General features: G+C 34.7%; 18 protein-coding genes and 1 pseudogene. 10 read left to right on the plus strand and 9 right to left on the minus strand.

Features of this window, described 5'->3' with window-relative positions; genetic code table 11:
* Positions 1-21 precede the first annotated feature (21 nt).
* Both DN392_RS21290 and DN392_RS21295 read left to right on the plus strand, forming a co-directional pair.
* Entirely contained in the window at positions 22-597 is a 576-nt protein-coding gene (locus tag DN392_RS21290) for a histidine phosphatase family protein (protein ID WP_048566859.1), read from the plus strand.
* An 89-nt stretch (positions 598-686) separates the two neighbouring features.
* Positions 687-1,058, plus strand: coding sequence for a hypothetical protein (locus DN392_RS21295; protein ID WP_016088485.1), 372 nt, complete (start codon positions 687-689; stop codon positions 1,056-1,058).
* Between the two features lie 18 nt (positions 1,059-1,076).
* On the opposite strand, the gene DN392_RS21300 is transcribed toward DN392_RS21295, so the two are convergent.
* The 3 genes from DN392_RS21300 to DN392_RS21310 are packed head-to-tail and all read right to left on the minus strand — an operon-like array spanning position 1,077 to position 2,697.
* Entirely contained in the window at positions 1,077-1,937 is an 861-nt protein-coding gene (locus DN392_RS21300; RefSeq protein ID WP_048566860.1) for an alpha/beta fold hydrolase, read from the minus strand.
* 36 nt (positions 1,938-1,973) lie between these two features.
* Positions 1,974-2,303 carry a DUF3147 family protein gene (locus DN392_RS21305; protein WP_048566861.1) on the minus strand — a complete coding sequence of 110 codons (330 nt, stop codon included), beginning with the start codon at positions 2,301-2,303 and terminating at the stop codon, positions 1,974-1,976.
* Positions 2,287-2,697 (minus strand): MarR family winged helix-turn-helix transcriptional regulator, encoded by a 411-nt coding sequence (locus DN392_RS21310; protein WP_048566862.1) that lies wholly within the window; start codon positions 2,695-2,697, stop codon positions 2,287-2,289. The genes DN392_RS21305 and DN392_RS21310 overlap by 17 nt, the downstream gene beginning before the upstream one ends.
* Positions 2,698-2,821: 124 nt before the next feature.
* On the opposite strand from DN392_RS21310, the gene DN392_RS21315 reads away from it, so the two are divergent.
* On the plus strand, positions 2,822-3,649 hold the full coding sequence (locus DN392_RS21315) for a PP2C family serine/threonine-protein phosphatase (RefSeq protein ID WP_048566863.1): 828 nt from the start codon (positions 2,822-2,824) through the stop codon (positions 3,647-3,649).
* Positions 3,650-3,691: 42 nt separating this feature from the next.
* On the opposite strand, the gene asnB is transcribed toward DN392_RS21315, so the two are convergent.
* A complete protein-coding gene (asnB, locus tag DN392_RS21320; protein ID WP_000333947.1) occupies positions 3,692-5,515 on the minus strand; it encodes an asparagine synthase (glutamine-hydrolyzing) in 1,824 nt (607 codons plus the stop codon).
* Between the two features lie 270 nt (positions 5,516-5,785).
* Between asnB and DN392_RS21325 the strand changes: the two genes are divergently transcribed.
* Together DN392_RS21325 and DN392_RS21330 are read left to right on the plus strand one after the other, a co-directional pair.
* Positions 5,786-6,352 (plus strand): sigma-70 family RNA polymerase sigma factor, encoded by a 567-nt coding sequence (locus DN392_RS21325; protein WP_000840021.1) that lies wholly within the window; start codon positions 5,786-5,788, stop codon positions 6,350-6,352.
* Positions 6,349-7,494 (plus strand): DUF4179 domain-containing protein, encoded by a 1,146-nt coding sequence (locus tag DN392_RS21330; protein WP_048566864.1) that lies wholly within the window; start codon positions 6,349-6,351, stop codon positions 7,492-7,494. The genes DN392_RS21325 and DN392_RS21330 overlap by 4 nt, the downstream gene beginning before the upstream one ends.
* Before the next feature lie 40 nt (positions 7,495-7,534).
* Here DN392_RS21330 and DN392_RS21335 read toward each other — a convergent pair whose 3' ends face one another.
* Positions 7,535-8,608, minus strand: a complete 1,074-nt coding sequence (locus DN392_RS21335) for a WD40/YVTN/BNR-like repeat-containing protein (protein ID WP_048566865.1) — start codon at positions 8,606-8,608, stop codon at positions 7,535-7,537.
* A 212-nt stretch (positions 8,609-8,820) separates the two neighbouring features.
* Here DN392_RS21335 and DN392_RS21340 point away from each other — a divergent pair, with 212 nt between their 5' ends.
* Both DN392_RS21340 and fbpA read left to right on the plus strand, forming a co-directional pair.
* Positions 8,821-9,720, plus strand: coding sequence for a cation diffusion facilitator family transporter (locus tag DN392_RS21340; RefSeq protein ID WP_048566866.1), 900 nt, complete (start codon positions 8,821-8,823; stop codon positions 9,718-9,720).
* 193 nt (positions 9,721-9,913) lie between these two features.
* Positions 9,914-10,084 carry a Fur-regulated basic protein FbpA gene (gene fbpA / locus DN392_RS21345; RefSeq protein WP_000098304.1) on the plus strand — a complete coding sequence of 57 codons (171 nt, stop codon included), beginning with the start codon at positions 9,914-9,916 and terminating at the stop codon, positions 10,082-10,084.
* A 56-nt stretch (positions 10,085-10,140) separates the two neighbouring features.
* On the opposite strand, the gene DN392_RS21350 is transcribed toward fbpA, so the two are convergent.
* Together DN392_RS21350 and DN392_RS21355 are read right to left on the minus strand one after the other, a co-directional pair.
* Positions 10,141-10,812 (minus strand): GntR family transcriptional regulator, encoded by a 672-nt coding sequence (locus tag DN392_RS21350; RefSeq protein ID WP_048566927.1) that lies wholly within the window; start codon positions 10,810-10,812, stop codon positions 10,141-10,143.
* A 16-nt stretch (positions 10,813-10,828) separates the two neighbouring features.
* Positions 10,829-11,794, minus strand: a complete 966-nt coding sequence (locus DN392_RS21355) for a DMT family transporter (RefSeq protein WP_000371448.1) — start codon at positions 11,792-11,794, stop codon at positions 10,829-10,831.
* A 255-nt stretch (positions 11,795-12,049) separates the two neighbouring features.
* On the opposite strand from DN392_RS21355, the gene DN392_RS21360 reads away from it, so the two are divergent.
* The 3 genes from DN392_RS21360 to fumC all read left to right on the plus strand — a co-directional run bounded on the left by DN392_RS21360 (position 12,050) and on the right by fumC (position 15,950).
* Positions 12,050-12,709, plus strand: coding sequence for a class I SAM-dependent methyltransferase (locus DN392_RS21360; protein ID WP_000119206.1), 660 nt, complete (start codon positions 12,050-12,052; stop codon positions 12,707-12,709).
* A 324-nt stretch (positions 12,710-13,033) separates the two neighbouring features.
* Positions 13,034-14,437 carry a Na+/H+ antiporter NhaC gene (gene nhaC / locus DN392_RS21365; protein WP_000843982.1) on the plus strand — a complete coding sequence of 468 codons (1,404 nt, stop codon included), beginning with the start codon at positions 13,034-13,036 and terminating at the stop codon, positions 14,435-14,437.
* Between the two features lie 124 nt (positions 14,438-14,561).
* A complete protein-coding gene (gene fumC / locus DN392_RS21370) occupies positions 14,562-15,950 on the plus strand; it encodes a class II fumarate hydratase (RefSeq protein WP_046959025.1) in 1,389 nt (462 codons plus the stop codon).
* Between the two features lie 94 nt (positions 15,951-16,044).
* On the opposite strand, the gene DN392_RS21375 is transcribed toward fumC, so the two are convergent.
* Together DN392_RS21375 and DN392_RS21380 are read right to left on the minus strand one after the other, a co-directional pair.
* Positions 16,045-16,467: a PH domain-containing protein gene (locus DN392_RS21375; protein ID WP_048566867.1), complete on the minus strand. Its 423-nt coding sequence runs from the start codon at positions 16,465-16,467 to the stop codon at positions 16,045-16,047.
* Positions 16,468-16,830: 363 nt separating this feature from the next.
* Positions 16,831-16,983: pseudogene (locus DN392_RS21380) on the minus strand (MBL fold metallo-hydrolase); the annotation flags it as partial.
* Positions 16,984-16,988: the final 5 nt, after the last annotated feature.

Consider the following 16,988-nt stretch of genomic DNA (forward strand, 5'->3'; position numbering starts at 1 on the left):
AATAAGAAGGGAAGTTGAAAAATGACAACAATATATTTCGTTCGCCATGCCCATTCTACATATACAAAAGAAGAACGGGAAAGGCCTTTATCTGAAAAAGGTTTGTTAGATACGCAGCATGTAACACGCTTATTAAAAGATAAACATATTGATGTTGTGATTTCTAGTCCGTACAAAAGGGCAATGCAAACTGTGCAAGGAATTGCGAATACATATAATTTATCAATACAACTGGAAGAAGATTTACGGGAAAGGCTATTAAGTAAAGAACCAGTACAGGATTTTAATGATGCTCTTCAGAAGGTATGGGAAGACTGGACTTTTGTATACGAAGGCGGAGAATCCAATGATGTAGCACAAAGACGCGCAGTAATATGTATGCAAAGTATATTAAAAAAATATAAAGGTAAGAATATTGTAATAGGTACTCATGGGAATATTATGGTATTACTCATGAATTATTTTGATTCGAAATATGATTTTCAGTTTTGGAAAACCCTTCATATGCCTGACGTGTATAAATTAACTTTTGATAATAATTGTTTCATTTTTGCTGAAAGAATACAGTCTACAGATTATCAGATAAATAATTTGTAAAAGTTTATCAAAAAAAGAGGAAAGAGAGATGTTATTGTAGAAGTATGACTTTGTAACATAAAAAATATATGTTAAAGGAGGCTGTTTACATGTTTGAGAAAGAGAAAGAAGGGCTTATTGAAGTTCACAACGTATATGAAATTGCACCAGCAGATGGAGCAATTATTGGTATGGCAACGGAAGAAGAAATGGAAATTGCTGCTGAACTAGAGCTGCAGTACTATGCCCATTCTCGTTTGTTAGAAGCAAATATTCAGTTAGACGGTTCCTCCTACAAAGAGTTACTTCAGGAGTTCCAGGAGTACGAAAGAAAATCAATGAGCTTTTGGCGAGCAATACATAAACGTTTAGCTGTGCCATGGGCATGGGTATTACGTATTGACGTTGCGAATGGCCCTATATATGTAAGTAATGGGAATTCGTATTATGAAGAAATCGATGATGAAGAAGATTATGAATAGATAAGTAAGGAAGCAGCGTTAGTTGCTTCCTTTTTTTATTCGTAGAGATTGAACTGCTTCAATAATAATATTTGGTCGATCATTTTCGATTCCGTGACCAGCATGTTCGGCAAGAATATATTGGCTATTTATTGAGATTTGTAATTGTTCATGAATCAGTTCTTGCCACATTGCTTCAAGTTGTATCGCTTCCTCTTTTGGCATGCCACCCTCAGTCAACTGAGTAATAGAATATTGAGGGTCTCTACCGATAACGATTAAAGGTGTTTCTAATGTTTTATATAGCTCTTTTATTGAGCGAGCACAATTTTTCCACTCACATAGTTCAGAAGCTGTCGCTTTATATAATGAAGGAGAGGTAGAAAATTCAATTTGCTGTCTTGATTGATCGGCTAGTGTAGGTTTTAGTTCATTATAAAGCATGTCTACATCCATTTTGGAGTATGTATTATATTTTTGAAGCCACATATCATCAGAATCAGTTTGATCAGAAATTGGTAAATGAAGTTCATCTAAACGGTGTAAGTTCATCGAAGTAGAATCAACTAAAATAAGTGCTTGCAGCTTATCTTCATGTAACATCGCAAAATGTTGTGCACATAATCCTCCATAGGAATGACCGATTAGAATAAATGGCTCTTGAATAGCTAGTTTGTTTAGTAACATATGTAGCTCTTTTGTAACTTGCCTTATTGTACGCGGCTGATTGCCTAAATCACTTTTTCCGTAACCTGGGCGATGGTATGAAACGACTGTAAAGTGCTCTGAAAGCTTTTCTATAATAGGAAACCAATCATAAAATGAGCAACTCATTCCGGTTTGAATAACTACCGTTTGTTTACTACTTCCTTTTATATATACTTCTATAGTTTGCTCCAATACCTCTACAAATTTATAAATAGTAAACCCTCCTAACTAAGCTTGAAATAATTTTTGACAAGCAAAAACAATACACCAAACACCTACACCGAATAAGACCGATGTACTAAGTGTAAATGAATTTTTTAAACCAATATAGACAATAAATAATAGTAGTGCTGATGCGGGGAATCCATATAATACCCCTAAAGCAAATTGACTCAATTCTTGTTTATTCCCGCCTTCGAATGAAATCCAAAATAGACTAAGTAAACTCACGAGAGGAAGGGCAGCAATAAAGCCACCTATTGTACTGTAGTGTTTAGCGACTTCAGTGATAACGCCGATAATAAGTGCCGAAACGATTACTTTAACGAGGAAATGCATATTTTGCCTCCTTCGCTAATAGCGAAAATGCTTTTTCAATTAATTGTTGTTCTTCTTTTGATAACTGTGATTCTAATATTTTTATCTTTTCTTTATCTAGTAAAGTATGTTTTTCTAATACTTCAATTCCTTCAATTGTTAATGTAAGGTTTACCACTCTTTCATCTTTTTTATTTCTCTCTTTAACGATGAAACCCTTTTGAATAAGGCGCTTTATATGTTCAGATGCTGTGTTATGAGAAAGATTAAGCTCAGTAGCGACTTTTCCAATTGTTATATCTTTCTCACGAGAAACGATTTGTAAAATACGAATGGCTTGGTGGGAAAGGTTGTCTTCATATTCATATCGTAAGTGATAATAAATACTTTCCCAATGTTGATTGATGTCTTTCATAATGATAAATCCCCCTATTTTTACATCGTATAATAAGATATATTCGTTAGTATAGAGATAAAATCCTTTTATTTGGATAAAAAATGTTGAAAAAGTTTATTTTTATTGAAATATAAGGTAATCTATGTGTAAAGGTATACATTTAGCAAGAGAGAGGATGATAGCTGTGAATACATTTAAATGGATGAGTCATGAGCAGATGTATGTAGATGAAATACATGTTGAAAAATGTGGTCCTCTTTCAGTCGGCGTATATGGGGGAAATCAAGAAAGTGATGCATATGAAAGAGGAGATGCGGTGCTTGCTTGGTGGGATCCTAAATTACAATTTGAATTTGTTATGATTTTTGATACACACCACAAAACAAAAAATATAAATTATATAATAGAAGCAATTTCAGAAAGAAAAGAGAAATTAAAAGAGTTATTTTCCTACCCGATACATTTAGCTTTTCATCATACACATATGTACTTATTAGCGTTATTTACAGATGAGTTGTTTATTGAAAAATGTGATCAAGATGATGAGGAACTTGCATGCTTAATTTGTTTGCGAAAAGGCGAATTTTTATATTGGCTATCAGTTGGCGATTGCTTCGCATATTTATTCCATTCTGAAAAAACGAAGAATGGTAAAGGGCGGTTAAATAAACGGAAGAATTACGAATATATTGGTAGGAAAAATATTTTCGCAGCAAATACACCTTGCTTTACGTCAGGTGTCAGAGGATTAGAAAAAGGAATGAATCACATTGTAATGGCAACGGACGGTATTTTAGAGTGTGATAAACGAAAATTTGATGATGATCAATCTTTAGTAGAAATATTGCACGACGGAAGTTGCTTACAGATTGAGCCAGTATTAACAAATGTACTGCAGTGGAAAGGTAGAGATTGTGCCACTATTATTGGGTGGTCTATTGACACTGAAAATAAACAATGTGCTAATTAATATAAAAGGAGTTCAAGGTTTTTATCCTTGAACTCCTTTTTGTTAAGCAATATGAATATGATACGTTTTCAACCATTCATTTACTTGTAGCATATATTCCATAGCACTTCTTGCTTCAAAATTGTTAATTTCTTTATTGCTTTCATCGGCAATGGCAAGTAATGTGGAATGATTAATAAGTGAGAAAATAGGATTGTTTTTATTACTGCACAAGTCGAGTGATAAATGACGGATTGTTTGTAAATAATGTGGATCTTGTGAAGTTGGGTAAGCACTTTTTCTTCTATTGCGTACATCGTCAGGTAAAGCAGGTTGCAGTGCTCTACGTAAAATGCCTTTTTCAATATTATCAATGCTTTTTATATCGAAAGGAACGTTCCATAAATATTCAACTAATCGATAATCGCAAAACGGTACACGAACTTCAAATCCTACAGCCATACTCATACGGTCTTTACGGTCAAGTAAGAATGGGAGAAATCTCGTTAAAAATAAATAAAACATTTGACGTTGTTTTGCGGATTTTTTACTTTCACCTTCAAGAGTAGGGACTTCAAGAATTGCTTCTTGGAATCGTGTATCAATATAGTCTTCTAAGTTACATTGGTTATTTACTTCATTTAATAGAAGAGGAGAAGTGTTTTTCCAATTTGTTAGCCAAGGAAACTTATCGACATATAGTAATTCTTCTTGGTGAAACCAGGGATACCCACCAAATACTTCATCAGCAGATTCTCCAGATAAAGCTACAGTCGCATCTTTTTTCATTTCGCAAAATAGTAAATATAGTGAAGTTTCCATTTCGCCAGCACTTGGTAAATCTTTTGCACGGAGGGGAACGAATAAGTGATTTGCTAATTCTTCAGCATTCACAATAATGTCATGATGCGATGTCCCTACATGTTCAGAAACACGTTTTACCCAAGGAGCGTCTAAACCAGTGCGAGCAAATGTCAGCTCGAAATCTTTTGCACTATTTACAAAGTCAACGGAATACGTATGAAGTGTTTTATTTTCCGCTGCAAATTCTTTACCTGCTAGTGCAGTAATACCGCTAGAATCTAATCCTCCTGATAACATACAGACGAGAGGAACATCGGCAATTAATTGTCTTTTTACTGTATCTTGTAAAATAGATAAAATATGTGATGATGTATCTTCAGTACAGTCTGTATGAATCTTACTTTCTAAATTCCAATACTTCTTAACTACTTTTTTATCACGTGTAAACGTTATAGAATGTCCAGCACGTACTTCTTGAATATGTTTAAAGACGCCACATCCTGGAGTTCGAAATAAGCCTAATCCAAATATTTCATTTATGCCATCCGCATCAATTTCAGCAGGAACAGATGGATGAGCTAATAATGCTTTTATTTCAGATCCGAAAATAATACTGTCATTTCTTTCTGTATAAAAGAGTGGCTTTACGCCTAAATGATCACGTGCTAAAAACAGTTGTTGCTTCTGATCATCCCATAAGGCGAAAGCGAAAATTCCGTTTAAATGTTGTACACAGTCTTCTTTCCATTCTAAATATGCATGTAGTAATACTTCTGTATCTGAATGCGTTTCAAATGCATGACCACACTGTTGAAGTTGCTCTCTCAGTTCACGGAAATTATAAATTTCTCCATTATAAGTAAGAGCATACGTATAATCACCAGCACGAAATGTCTTCGGCTGTGTCCCGCCTTCTGGATCAATAACAATTAAACGCCGGTGTGCAAAGGCCGCACGAGGTGAAAACCAAAACCCTTCAGCATCAGGCCCACGATGCTGAATACGATTTGCCATCTTTTTTAAAATAACATGTTGATTTGAAAGGTTTTCCTTCCAATCTACCCAACCTGTAATTCCACACATACACATCTCATCTCCTAATTTAAAATGTTGAAAAGTAGATTAACGAAATAAAATGTACACCTAGTTAAAGGATGACCATATAAATAGTGTACTACATGAATTAAATTGCAGACTTGAGAAAATTTTCTTGTAATACATAGTTATGTGAGACAATGGCGTAGGGAAAGTATTCCATAACATACAAAAAATAAAAAAAGATGAGAGAAAATTTTTTGTAAGACGTTATATAGGGTGTAAAAGCTTTTACAAAAAAATAAGGGGAATCGCTACATGAAATCAAATGAGAAAAATTTTATAAAAAGATTACAACGGCAAAAAGAAGATGCGCTAGAATTCGTTGTCGATACATACTTACCACTCATAAAAGGAATAACGCACAAAGTTCTTCTTCCAGTTCAAAATGATGGACTCATAGAGGAATGTGTAAACGATATATTTCTTTCCATTTGGAATAACGCAAATAAATTTCATGGAGAGCCGAGTGATTTTAAAAAATGGATAGCGGCAATTGCAAAATTTAAGGCGATTGATTATTACCGGAAAGCGGCTAGAAAAGTAGAAATTATTTCAGATGAGTTTCATATTAGTACAGAAAAGTCAGCGGAAGACGAATTAATCGTTATGGAAGATAGGGAAGAGTTATTGAAGCTTATTAATCAATTAGAACCGTTAGATCAAAAGGTGTTCATTATGAAATATCTTCTCGGTATGAAGACAGAAGAAATAGGAGACAAGTTAGGGTTAACTCGGGCAGCGATCGATAATCGTGTGTACCGTGGAAAAAAGAAACTACAACAAAATGCTACGAAAATTAGTTTTGGAGGTAGTGCAATATGAAAGACATTTATGAATTATTAAATGATATTGATATAGATGAAAAAGAACTTGAGGAAATTGAGGCTTCTGAAATTGAAAAAGAAAAAGTGAAACGTAATGTAAAACAATCGATACGTACGAAGAAAAAGATGAAAAACTGGAAAAAAGGTGTTGCTGTTGCATCTATTTTAGTAGGGTTATCAGTTGCAACGCTTGGTATTGGGTTTCCTACATATGCAGGGGGATTGCCAATTGTAGGTGATATATTCCGATTTTTAGATAATGGTAGAACAGGGTTATATGAAAATTATAAAGCGGACGCAGAGAAGAAAACGGGGCTTCATAATAATTATCAACAATACGCCACAGTACTAAATATGACAAAAGAAAGAAATGGAATTAAGATAACGATTAATAATGCGATTTTCGATGGTAAGACAGTATCAATAAACTATTCTATAGAAAGTAACAGAGATTTAGGCAAAAATCCAAGTACGTTGGATTTTTTAACTATTAAAGGAGCAGGTGCCCAATCAGGAAGCAATGAAATTATTAAGGTCGCTGATAGGAAATATAAAGGTTTAATAAAAACAAGTAGTGATCTAGTTAGTAATAAAGGAACTACAGTGAATGTTGAATGGAGTATACAAAGTATAAACATTTTAGAAACAGAAGAAGAGATAAAAGGAGATTGGAATTTTAATATTAATCTAAAAGGAATAGAAAATAAAGAGAAATTGATTAGAGGTAGTGCAGAAAAAGATGGTGTAAAAGTTAATATGGAGAGAATGGAAATAACACCCATGTCGTTTATTCTATATTACAACCAAGAAGTAGCTCAAGAAATAAGAGGTGTATGGGATGGAGTGGATGTTGATTTAAAAGTGAGAGATGATATAGGTAATCAGTATTATGGAGAAGGAAATGGAGGCTCAGGTGAAGATCCTTATAATTTTAATTGGAGTGAAACATTCCAAAAACTTAATGAGAATGCGACTAAGTTAATAATAACGCCTTACGTTAATTTAAGAATTCACACTCCTGAAAATTATGGCTCGGTAACAATAGTTGGAGGAGAAGTAAAGGAGCGTTTTGTGCCTCGAAGATTGGGAGGCAATAAGGGTATTGCGTTAGATGATATTGTAATTGACTTAAAGAAATAAAAAAGAGACTGCCTAAAACCATTAGGCAGTCTTTTTTTCGTTAAGAACTAGTAACGAGTAATGCATGTGGATGCTGCGTTTTATACTCATCTTTCCACGGAATGTTTAGTTGTTCCCACGATTCGCCGCTATCATTGGATTGAAAGACGCCATTGTTATTTAAAGTGTAAAACGTATGTGGTTCTGCTGGATTTGTCGCAAACATTGAAATGACTGTACCAATTGCAGATGGTAGACCTTGCTGCAATTGCTGGAAAGGAGTATCTTTCGTTTTCCGATAAATATAAGATTCATAAGGAATACGATGATGAGCGAGGTCAGCACTCGGTGCGGCAGAAACGAGAATTGTATCACAATCAGCCGGATCAATAGCCATGCTGTATAAATAATGGTGTTCAAGTCCTTCACTGCATGAGATCCAGCTGTTTCCACTGTTATAACTTTCAAGGTATGCGCGATCAGGTCCGCCCATAAAACCATCACCACATGATGCATAAAGGCGATTTGGAGCTTCAGGGTGCATAAGCAATTGATGCGCATCGATAGGAGCACCGAATTTTTTATCAATCCAAGTATGCCCTCTATCATTACTTTGAATAACAGCACCAGCTTCAATTGAAACATGGATTGTATTTGGATTGTTTGGATCAACTGTAATCCAGCGAACATGATGGGTGAAAGGTCTAGGCGGGAAAGCCCACGTATAAGAAGATAATAATGATTTCATATTTTTAAGTTCAGTCCACGTTTCACCACCATTTTCAGAACGGAATAAAGCGCTCGGTTCTGTGCCGACATAAACGACGCCATAGCCGTTAACTTGTTCATTAGGACTTATCGTAATGGAAGTTATCGAAGAGTGTAAAATACCATCTTCTTTAGGGAAATCAAAGTAACGATATGAATCTCCAATCGGTTTCCACGAATCTCCGCCATCGTCGCTTAACCATAAACCTCGTCCAAATGTTCCGCAGTATACACGATTCTTTTGAAATGGATCAACAGCGATACAGGTAGGTTGCATATTTTGTAAGTGACACGCTGTTTCAAAGTGACAATATTGTTCTTTCACTACAACAAGTTCTCGCTCCATACAGAGAAATAAACGTTTCATTTTAGTAACCTCCTTAAAAATTCTTTCATTAGTAAACAATATGAAGCTGAAAAAGAAGTAGTCTTATTTTTTGTTGAGAAAAAGGACTTGTTTGAAAAATATCGAAGTGTGTAGGTAGAGGAAGCGGACGTTTATGGGCAGTTAATGGGGGATAAAGAGGGGGAGTTTGTTTCATACTAACATACAGATATTGCACTTAAAGGAGCATTCGTATGGGACATTCACATGATCATGGTCATTCTAACAATAAAAAAGCGCTACTAATCGCTTTCGTATTAACGACAAGTTTTATGATTGCTGAAGTTATTGGGGGATTTGTAACAAATAGCTTAGCACTATTATCTGACGCGGGGCATATGTTAAGTGATGCAGTATCCTTAGCGTTAAGTTTACTTGCGTTCAAGCTCGGAGAAAAAACAGCAACAACTGCGAAAACATATGGGTATAAGCGAGTCGAAATGTTAGCGGCATTATGTAACGGTGTCGTTCTTATTGTCATTTCAGTATACATTTTTATTGAAGCAATTCGCCGTTTTAAAGAGCCAGTTGAGATTGCTAGTAATGGGATGCTCATTATTGCTGTACTTGGTCTGCTTATTAATATTTTATCAGCTTGGATATTAATGAGAGGCGGAGATGTGAAGGGGAATTTGAATTTAAGAAGTGCTTTCTTACACGTATTAGGCGATCTATTAGGATCAGTTGGAGCGATTATTGCTGCGCTACTTATTAAATTTTTCGGATGGACTGTTGCAGATGCGATTGCTAGTATTCTTGTGTCTATTTTAGTCATTATTAGTGGATGGCGTGTAACACGTGATACGGTCCATATATTAATGGAAGGTGCACCCCAGCACATAAATGTTGAAGAGGTAAAAAGTACATTATTAAATATTACGGTTGTAAAAGAAGTTCATGATTTGCACATATGGTCTGTCACATCTGATTTTCAAGTATTAACTTGCCATTTGATTATTAAAGGTGATGAAACGCAAAATGTATTAAAAGAGGCTACGGATGTATTAAAGGAGAAGTTTCATGTAGAACATGTCACCATTCAAGTGGAAATAGATGGTGAATTTAATCATGGTGAGACAACTTGCAAAGTATGAAAGAAAAAGGATAAGAAAATGTGTCATAACATTTTTCGCACGGCATACATATATATAATGTGGCCACAAATACTTTGTAAGGTAAATATTTCATGAAATTACTTTACTTATAAAGAGTCATCTTTTATAATCAAAAGTGGTAATTGATAAAGATTATCATTTTCAATGAACGTAGAAAGGAGTTTTTTAAAAGATGAGTAGTCAACTCCGTTTTGCTGTTGAAAATCGTAAGAGGCATTTAATTGATGAGTTAATTGGAGCAGGTGTGTTTAAAATTCGCGACCGACAATTATACGAGCTGTCTTTAGAGGAATTGGAAAAAGAGTACGAAGATATGGAAGAATATGCAGATATTCAGGCATAACTATATAGATTAGTAAAAGGTGAGCTGGTTACGATTTTGTGTAACCAGCTCTATTATTATTTCGTAGACATTATTTTTGATATTTCTTTCATTGGACGGAGCCAGTTTTGAGACATCATTTGTTCCATTTGTTTTTCGTCCTGCTTTTGCAATGCTTGAATGATAGAGTGATGTTCTTCAATAGATTGACTTGCTGGAACAAAGTTTTGGAAAAACAAATATTCAAGGCGTAAAACGTGAAGTTGCATATTTTCTAGAAAGGGTTCAATATATTGGTTTTTAGCAATAGAAGAAATTGTATTGTGAAATTGTATATCTAGTTTTAAAGCTTGTTTTGCGTTTTTCGTCTCTATAGAGCGCTGAAAATCAGCATTTATTTCAGAAAGTAGTTTCAAATCAGCGTCTGTAATGTGTTGAAGTGCTTGCTTTCCTATAATAGAGTGAAGACCAGCCATCGTTTCATAAATGATAGGAATGTCGTCTAACTTAATAGGAGCAATTTTTGTTTTTTGCCCAGGTACCATTTCCACTAATCCAGAAAGCTCCAATATTTGAAGTGCTTCTCTTACAGGTGTTCTGCTTACTCCTAGTGCTTCAGCCAACTCCCCATCATTAATTTTTTCATCAGGCTGCAGTACACCTTCAATAATCCAATCTTGTAGTTGATTTAAAACGAGTGATTTTGCCGAAACTCTTCCTTGTTTTTTATAATTTTGAGGGATAGGCATAGTGAATTCAATCCTTTCATTGTATATTTTCTTTTTTCTCATGAACAAACTTTAATTCCTGTTTCCCTTCATCCGGTTTTTGGCTTAAGATGAGCACCATTACAATGACACAAAAAGCCCCTAATAACTGAAAAGATTGAAAGGGTACGTGTAATATAAGTACAGAAGAAATAATAGCTGCGAGTGGTTCAGTACAACCGAATAATGTCGTTTCTTTCGGAGTCAGGTATCGTATGCTGTCTAAGTATAAATAAAATGCAATCAGTGTTCCGAAAATGACGACAAATGTGATGAGCGGTAGGGTACTTAGTTTTACATATTTCATAGTCGATAATAAAATGAATTCGTTTGTAGAAATAAAGTGTAGAATCGTAACACCAATACCCCCAATAATCATGCCCCATCCAACGATAACAGAGGAAGACCAGCTTTCTAGTAATTCCTTGGAATATAAACTATAAAAAGCAAGAGATACCCCAGATAAAATACCCCAAATAATAGCCGGTGTAGAAACAGCCAAGTTATGAACAGACCCATTTGTTAGTAAGAGAAAAGTGCCTACTAATGAAAGGGTAATGGAAATGAAATCAATTTTTGATGGCCGAACGTTCCATTTGAAAAGTAAGTATACAGTAATAAATATAGGAGCTAAATATTGCAATAATGTTGCGACGGCAGCATTCCCTTCTTTAATAGAAGCGAAGTACGTGTACTGTACAGCAAGCATACCGAATAGGCCAAACAATATTATTTTAGTAGCATCAGATCTTTGTTTCCATATGCCGAATATTTCTTTTTTTCTCGTTCCGAATGATGAAATCATGAGCAAGATAATGCCAGATATAAGCAAACGAATTGTAACTAACCATTCAGTAGAAACATTTTCATATTGAAAAAGTTGTTGTGCAGCTGTTCCGGACAATCCCCATAAACAAGCACCAATTACAACCATAATGATTCCTTTTAAACGATTTGGATCCATATAGTTTTTATTCTCCTTTTCTACAAATTCGTTTCGGATACAATATGCAATATATCACAAAATGAATAAAAAATAAACTGAAATTTCTGTGTTATAAGGTGGGAATTTTAGTAGTTCCAGTTATGTTTACGATACAAGTGAGGAGGTGAAATAAAGCGAGATAAAATTATAAAAATAAATCATAATCAAGAGGATAAAAAAATAAAGATAAGAGTAATTTGGTTTGTTAAAAATATGTGTAGAAGGAGAAATGTGATGAGCTGGGTTACTCATAAACCAACATTTGAATTTGATCAATACAGTCCATATATTCGTATGAATTCTGCTTGGGTGGGACATTTAAACTTCGCTTATGATTTAGTAAGATTTGAAAAGCCAGAAATATTAGTTGAGTTAGGTACACATTTAGGAGCTTCTTTTTTCAGTTTTTGCCAAGGGGTAAAAGATGAAGGGTTATCTACAAAATGCTTTGCTGTAGATACTTGGGCAGGAGATGAGCACACAGGTCCATATGGAGAAGGTGTTTTTCAAATAGTGAGTAAATTTGTGAGCACGAGTTATCCTCAAATAGGGAATTTAATTCGGTCTACTTTTGATGAGGCCGTGGATCAGTTTCAAGATGGAACGATAAATTTGTTGCATATTGATGGCTATCATACGTATGAAGCAGTTTCTCATGACTATAAAACATGGCTACCGAAACTTGCGAATAACGGTATTGTGTTATTTCATGATATTGAGGTGAAAAATCGAAACTTCGGTGTGTATAAATTTTGGGATGAGGTCAAGGCAAAGTACCCTCATTTTCAGTTTGAGCATTCCTATGGGCTCGGAGTGTTATTTCCGAAAGGCTGTAGCGATCAGTTTGTGGAAATACTTAAAAATAAAGAAGAAATACAAAATATGTATAAATAAAAGTAGAGCATGCATCATTTTAATGATGTGTGCTTTTTTGTGGAGAAAAATGATATTCCATAAAAGGGGAGGATAATAGTAAAAAGTTTTGTTGTGGCAAATATTAAAAAAGTTATTTTTAGATTGTTCTATATAAAAATGTAACATTTTTTATATTTTCCATTGCGAAAAGTAACATCTACTTTTACAATAGAAAAGGTGTTATATTATACTGGAAAAATAAATCGAAATAATATGAAAATTTTGTTTTGTCTTCGCTAATTGTATATTACATACATGTAAGACGACACACGTCATGTTATCGACTTGTAAGGAGAGAAAAAAATGAAAAGTGTAAGATTACCATCGATGCTAGAAATCATAGTTCTTTTATTACTATTTCTTGCTGTTGTCTTTTCCTTCCAAACGATTTTTGATCTCCCAATTCAATTAGCGCTATTTATTTCATGGTTTTTAGTAATTGCGCTTGGATTAAGATTAGGATTTCGTTATCAAGAATTGCAAGATGCAATTACGAAAGGGATTTCTAACGGATTAGAAGCAATACTGATTTTAGTTGCGGTAGGTGCTTTAATTGGAACTTGGATTGCTGGTGGCGTTGTACCAACATTAATCTATTATGGATTAGAGTTTATTCACCCTAGCATATTCCTATTAGCAACATTAATTATTTGTTCGATAACTTCTATTGCGACAGGAACATCATGGGGAACAGTTGGAACAGCAGGTATTGCTATGATGGCGATTGGTGAAGGACTTGGCTTACCACTTCCGCTTGTTGCTGGTGCAGTTCTTTCAGGAGCTTATTTCGGTGACAAATTATCACCACTTTCTGATAGCACAGTTCTTGCAGCTTCTATGGCGAAAGTAGACGTTATTGCTCACGTTCGAGCTATGCTCGTATTAGATGTTCCGGCTTACATTATTACTAGCATTATGTTTACTGTAGCTGGTTGGATGTATGGCGGCGATAATGTAGATTTGAATCGAGTAGAGTTTTTAAAAGAAGCTTTATTAAAGGAATTTGATATTAAAATATGGATGCTTGTTCCGGCAGTCATTGTTATCGCTTTATTAGCGATGAAGAAACCTTCTATGCCAACAATTGCAATGGGAGCTTTAATTGGTGCAATTTGGGCAACTCTTTTCCAAGGAATGAACTTTGGAGAGGCGATTGGAACAGCGTATAACGGATTCTCAATTCAATCAGGTGTTGAGTTTGTTGACAAGTTATTAAACCGTGGTGGAATTAACGGTATGCTTGGCTCAGTAGCCGTTATTATTTTCGGTTTAGGATTTGGTGGATTACTTGAAAAACTAGGTGTTTTAAAAGTGATTGTATCAAAATTTGAGAAGAAATTAAATTCTGCAGGTAATGTAACATTGTCTACATTAATCGTAGCATTCTTAGCTAATATATTTGGTTGTGCGATGTATGTATCATTAATTTTAACACCGAAAATTATGGAAGATAGCTATGATAAATTAAAAATAGACCGACGTGTATTAGCGCGTAACTCAGAAGTAGGTGGAACGTTAACTTCTGGTATGGTTCCGTGGTCGGATAATGGTATTTTTATGGCTGGTATTTTAGGTGTAGCAACGTTCTCATACGTTCCGTTTATGTGGTTAAGCTTTGTTTCATTAATTTTAGCAGTTATTTACGGATACACAGGCAAGTTCATTTGGTATGTAGATGACGTTGAAAAAGGAAAGCAAGCATCATAAAAAAATACCTTCTGCGATGGCAGGAGGTATTTTTTTTATATATACGAGTGAGAATTCTTATCATTCGGGTGAGATTCTGTTAAAATGAGAAATGTAGGTATTTTATTTTCAAGGGGATGAAAAAATGGAGTACAGAATTGAAAGAGATACAATAGGAGAAATAAAAGTTCCAGCTGATAAATTATGGGCAGCACAAACGCAACGTAGTAAAGAAAACTTCCCAATTGGAACAGAGCAAATGCCGCTTGAAATTGTAAAAGCATTTGCCATTTTAAAGAAAAGTGCAGCACTTAGTAATCAAAAATTAGGAAAGCTATCAGAAGAAAAAGCAGAAGCAATTGTGGCAGCAGCTGACGAAGTGATTGCAGGGAAATGGAATGAACATTTTCCACTTGTCGTATGGCAAACTGGTAGCGGTACACAGTCAAACATGAATGTGAATGAAGTAATTGCAAATCGAGGGAATCAAATTTTGAAAGAGAAGGAATCTGACGTACATATTCATCCGAATGATGATGTGAACATGTCTCAAAGTTCAAATGATACATTCCCAACGGCGCTTCATGTAGCATGTGTAATTGCAGTGGAAAATCACGTATTACCAGCAATTACGAAATTAAAAGAAACGCTAGCAGAAAAAGTAACTGCATTTGAACATATTATAAAAATTGGTCGTACACACTTACAAGATGCAACACCGTTAACATTAGGACAAGAAATTAGCGGATGGCACCGTATGCTTGAAAAAACAGAGCGTATGATTGCTGAGAGCAATACATATATGAAAGAGCTTGCAATTGGTGGTACTGCAGTTGGAACAGGTATTAATGCTCATCCTAAATTTGGTGAGATGGTGTCAGAGGAAATTAGCCAATTTACAGGTAAGCAATTTATTTCTGCACCAAATAAGTTCCACGCATTAACGAGCCATGATGAAGTTGTATATACGCATGGTGCATTAAAAGCATTAGCAGCTGATTTAATGAAGATTGCTAACGATGTGCGCTGGCTGGCAAGTGGTCCACGTAGTGGTCTAGGAGAAATTATTATTCCGGCAAATGAGCCAGGAAGCTCTATTATGCCAGGTAAAGTAAATCCAACGCAAAGTGAAGCGTTAACGATGGTTGTAGCGCAAGTGATGGGAAATGACGCAACAATCGGATTTGCAGCGAGCCAAGGTAATTTTGAATTAAATGTATTTAAACCTGTTATTGCATATAACTTCTTACAATCTGCTCATCTATTAGCGGATGCAATTGTTTCATTTAATGATAATTGTGCAGTTGGTATTGAAGCAGATGAAGAAGTAATTAAAGAGAATGTGAATCGTTCATTAATGCTTGTTACAGCATTAAACCCGCATATCGGATATGAAAATGCAGCGAAAATTGCGAAGCATGCTCATAAAGAAGGGTTAACGTTAAAAGAAGCAGCACTGCAATCTGGACTACTAACAGAAGAACAATTTAATGAAATTGTCGATCCGAAAAAAATGATTGCTCCGAAAGAGTAATAGAAAAAGCCAAGGTTCTTTGTGTAGAATCTTGGTTTTTTTGATATTTATTTTTATGTCCCTCCATTTGTACTACTACCAGTGCCAAAATATATTATTTGTTAGTAGGCATATTCAATACTTTCATATGTGGACAGTTTTCTTTTAAGAGTGCAATGAATTTTTCCTCTTCTTTGGGTACGAAAGTTGTCACAGAATCAAATAAATTGTAATGGATTTCTAATTGCTGCCTAGTCCACTTTTCAGAGCGAATTGTTTTGCCAGAGAATTTAACGTGACGAATATCTTCAAATGGAATTTCAGTATGAAATACAAAACCATGTTTTACAACAAGGGATGATTCCGTTATATTGTAGTGAGAAAAATAGAATGAAGAAAGGTTCACGATATTTAACAGCATCATGAGAGTGAAAAAAATAGAATTTTCATTTTGGAAGAATAGTGAAACGAGAAAAATACTGATAAATAATGTAATAAAAATGACGTGAAATGGATTCTTTTTCGCTTTAAACTTCAAGTCAGTCACCTCGGTATACGTGTTCTTTAACTAAATTAAATCACGATATCGTAATAAAGCGTGTGAATATATGCATAATTGCATATTCACACGCTTTATTATTCATGTAAAATTTCCTGATGGGATAAATTTAAATGGAATTTTGTAATAGTGGAGAGGTATGAAGTGACTTACAAGAATAGAAAGTTAGCGCTAGTCATAATTAGTTGTATGACGGTTATGGGTAGTTGTGCAAATAAATTTGTTGAGGATGGAAATCGAAAGCATATATTTGTACAGGTAAGTAAGGCTTTAGTCGAGGTTATAAATAGAATATATAATGGATAAAAGGTGTTTCCATATACGGAAATACCTTTTTTGTAGTTAAAATTGAATGCTGAAGTTTTGGAATGAGTGAGTACCAGTTCCGTGTAGAACGAGGTTGTTATCACTCAAATATTGAATAGCGTATTTTAGTTCTTTCAGTATAGTAGGCGGGAGACCAAGAGTATGATGTGAACCGTAAATTTGATTAACAGTAA

The organism is Bacillus sp. BB51/4, assembly GCF_008368845.1.
Lineage (GTDB): Bacteria > Bacillota > Bacilli > Bacillales > Bacillaceae_G > Bacillus_A > Bacillus_A wiedmannii.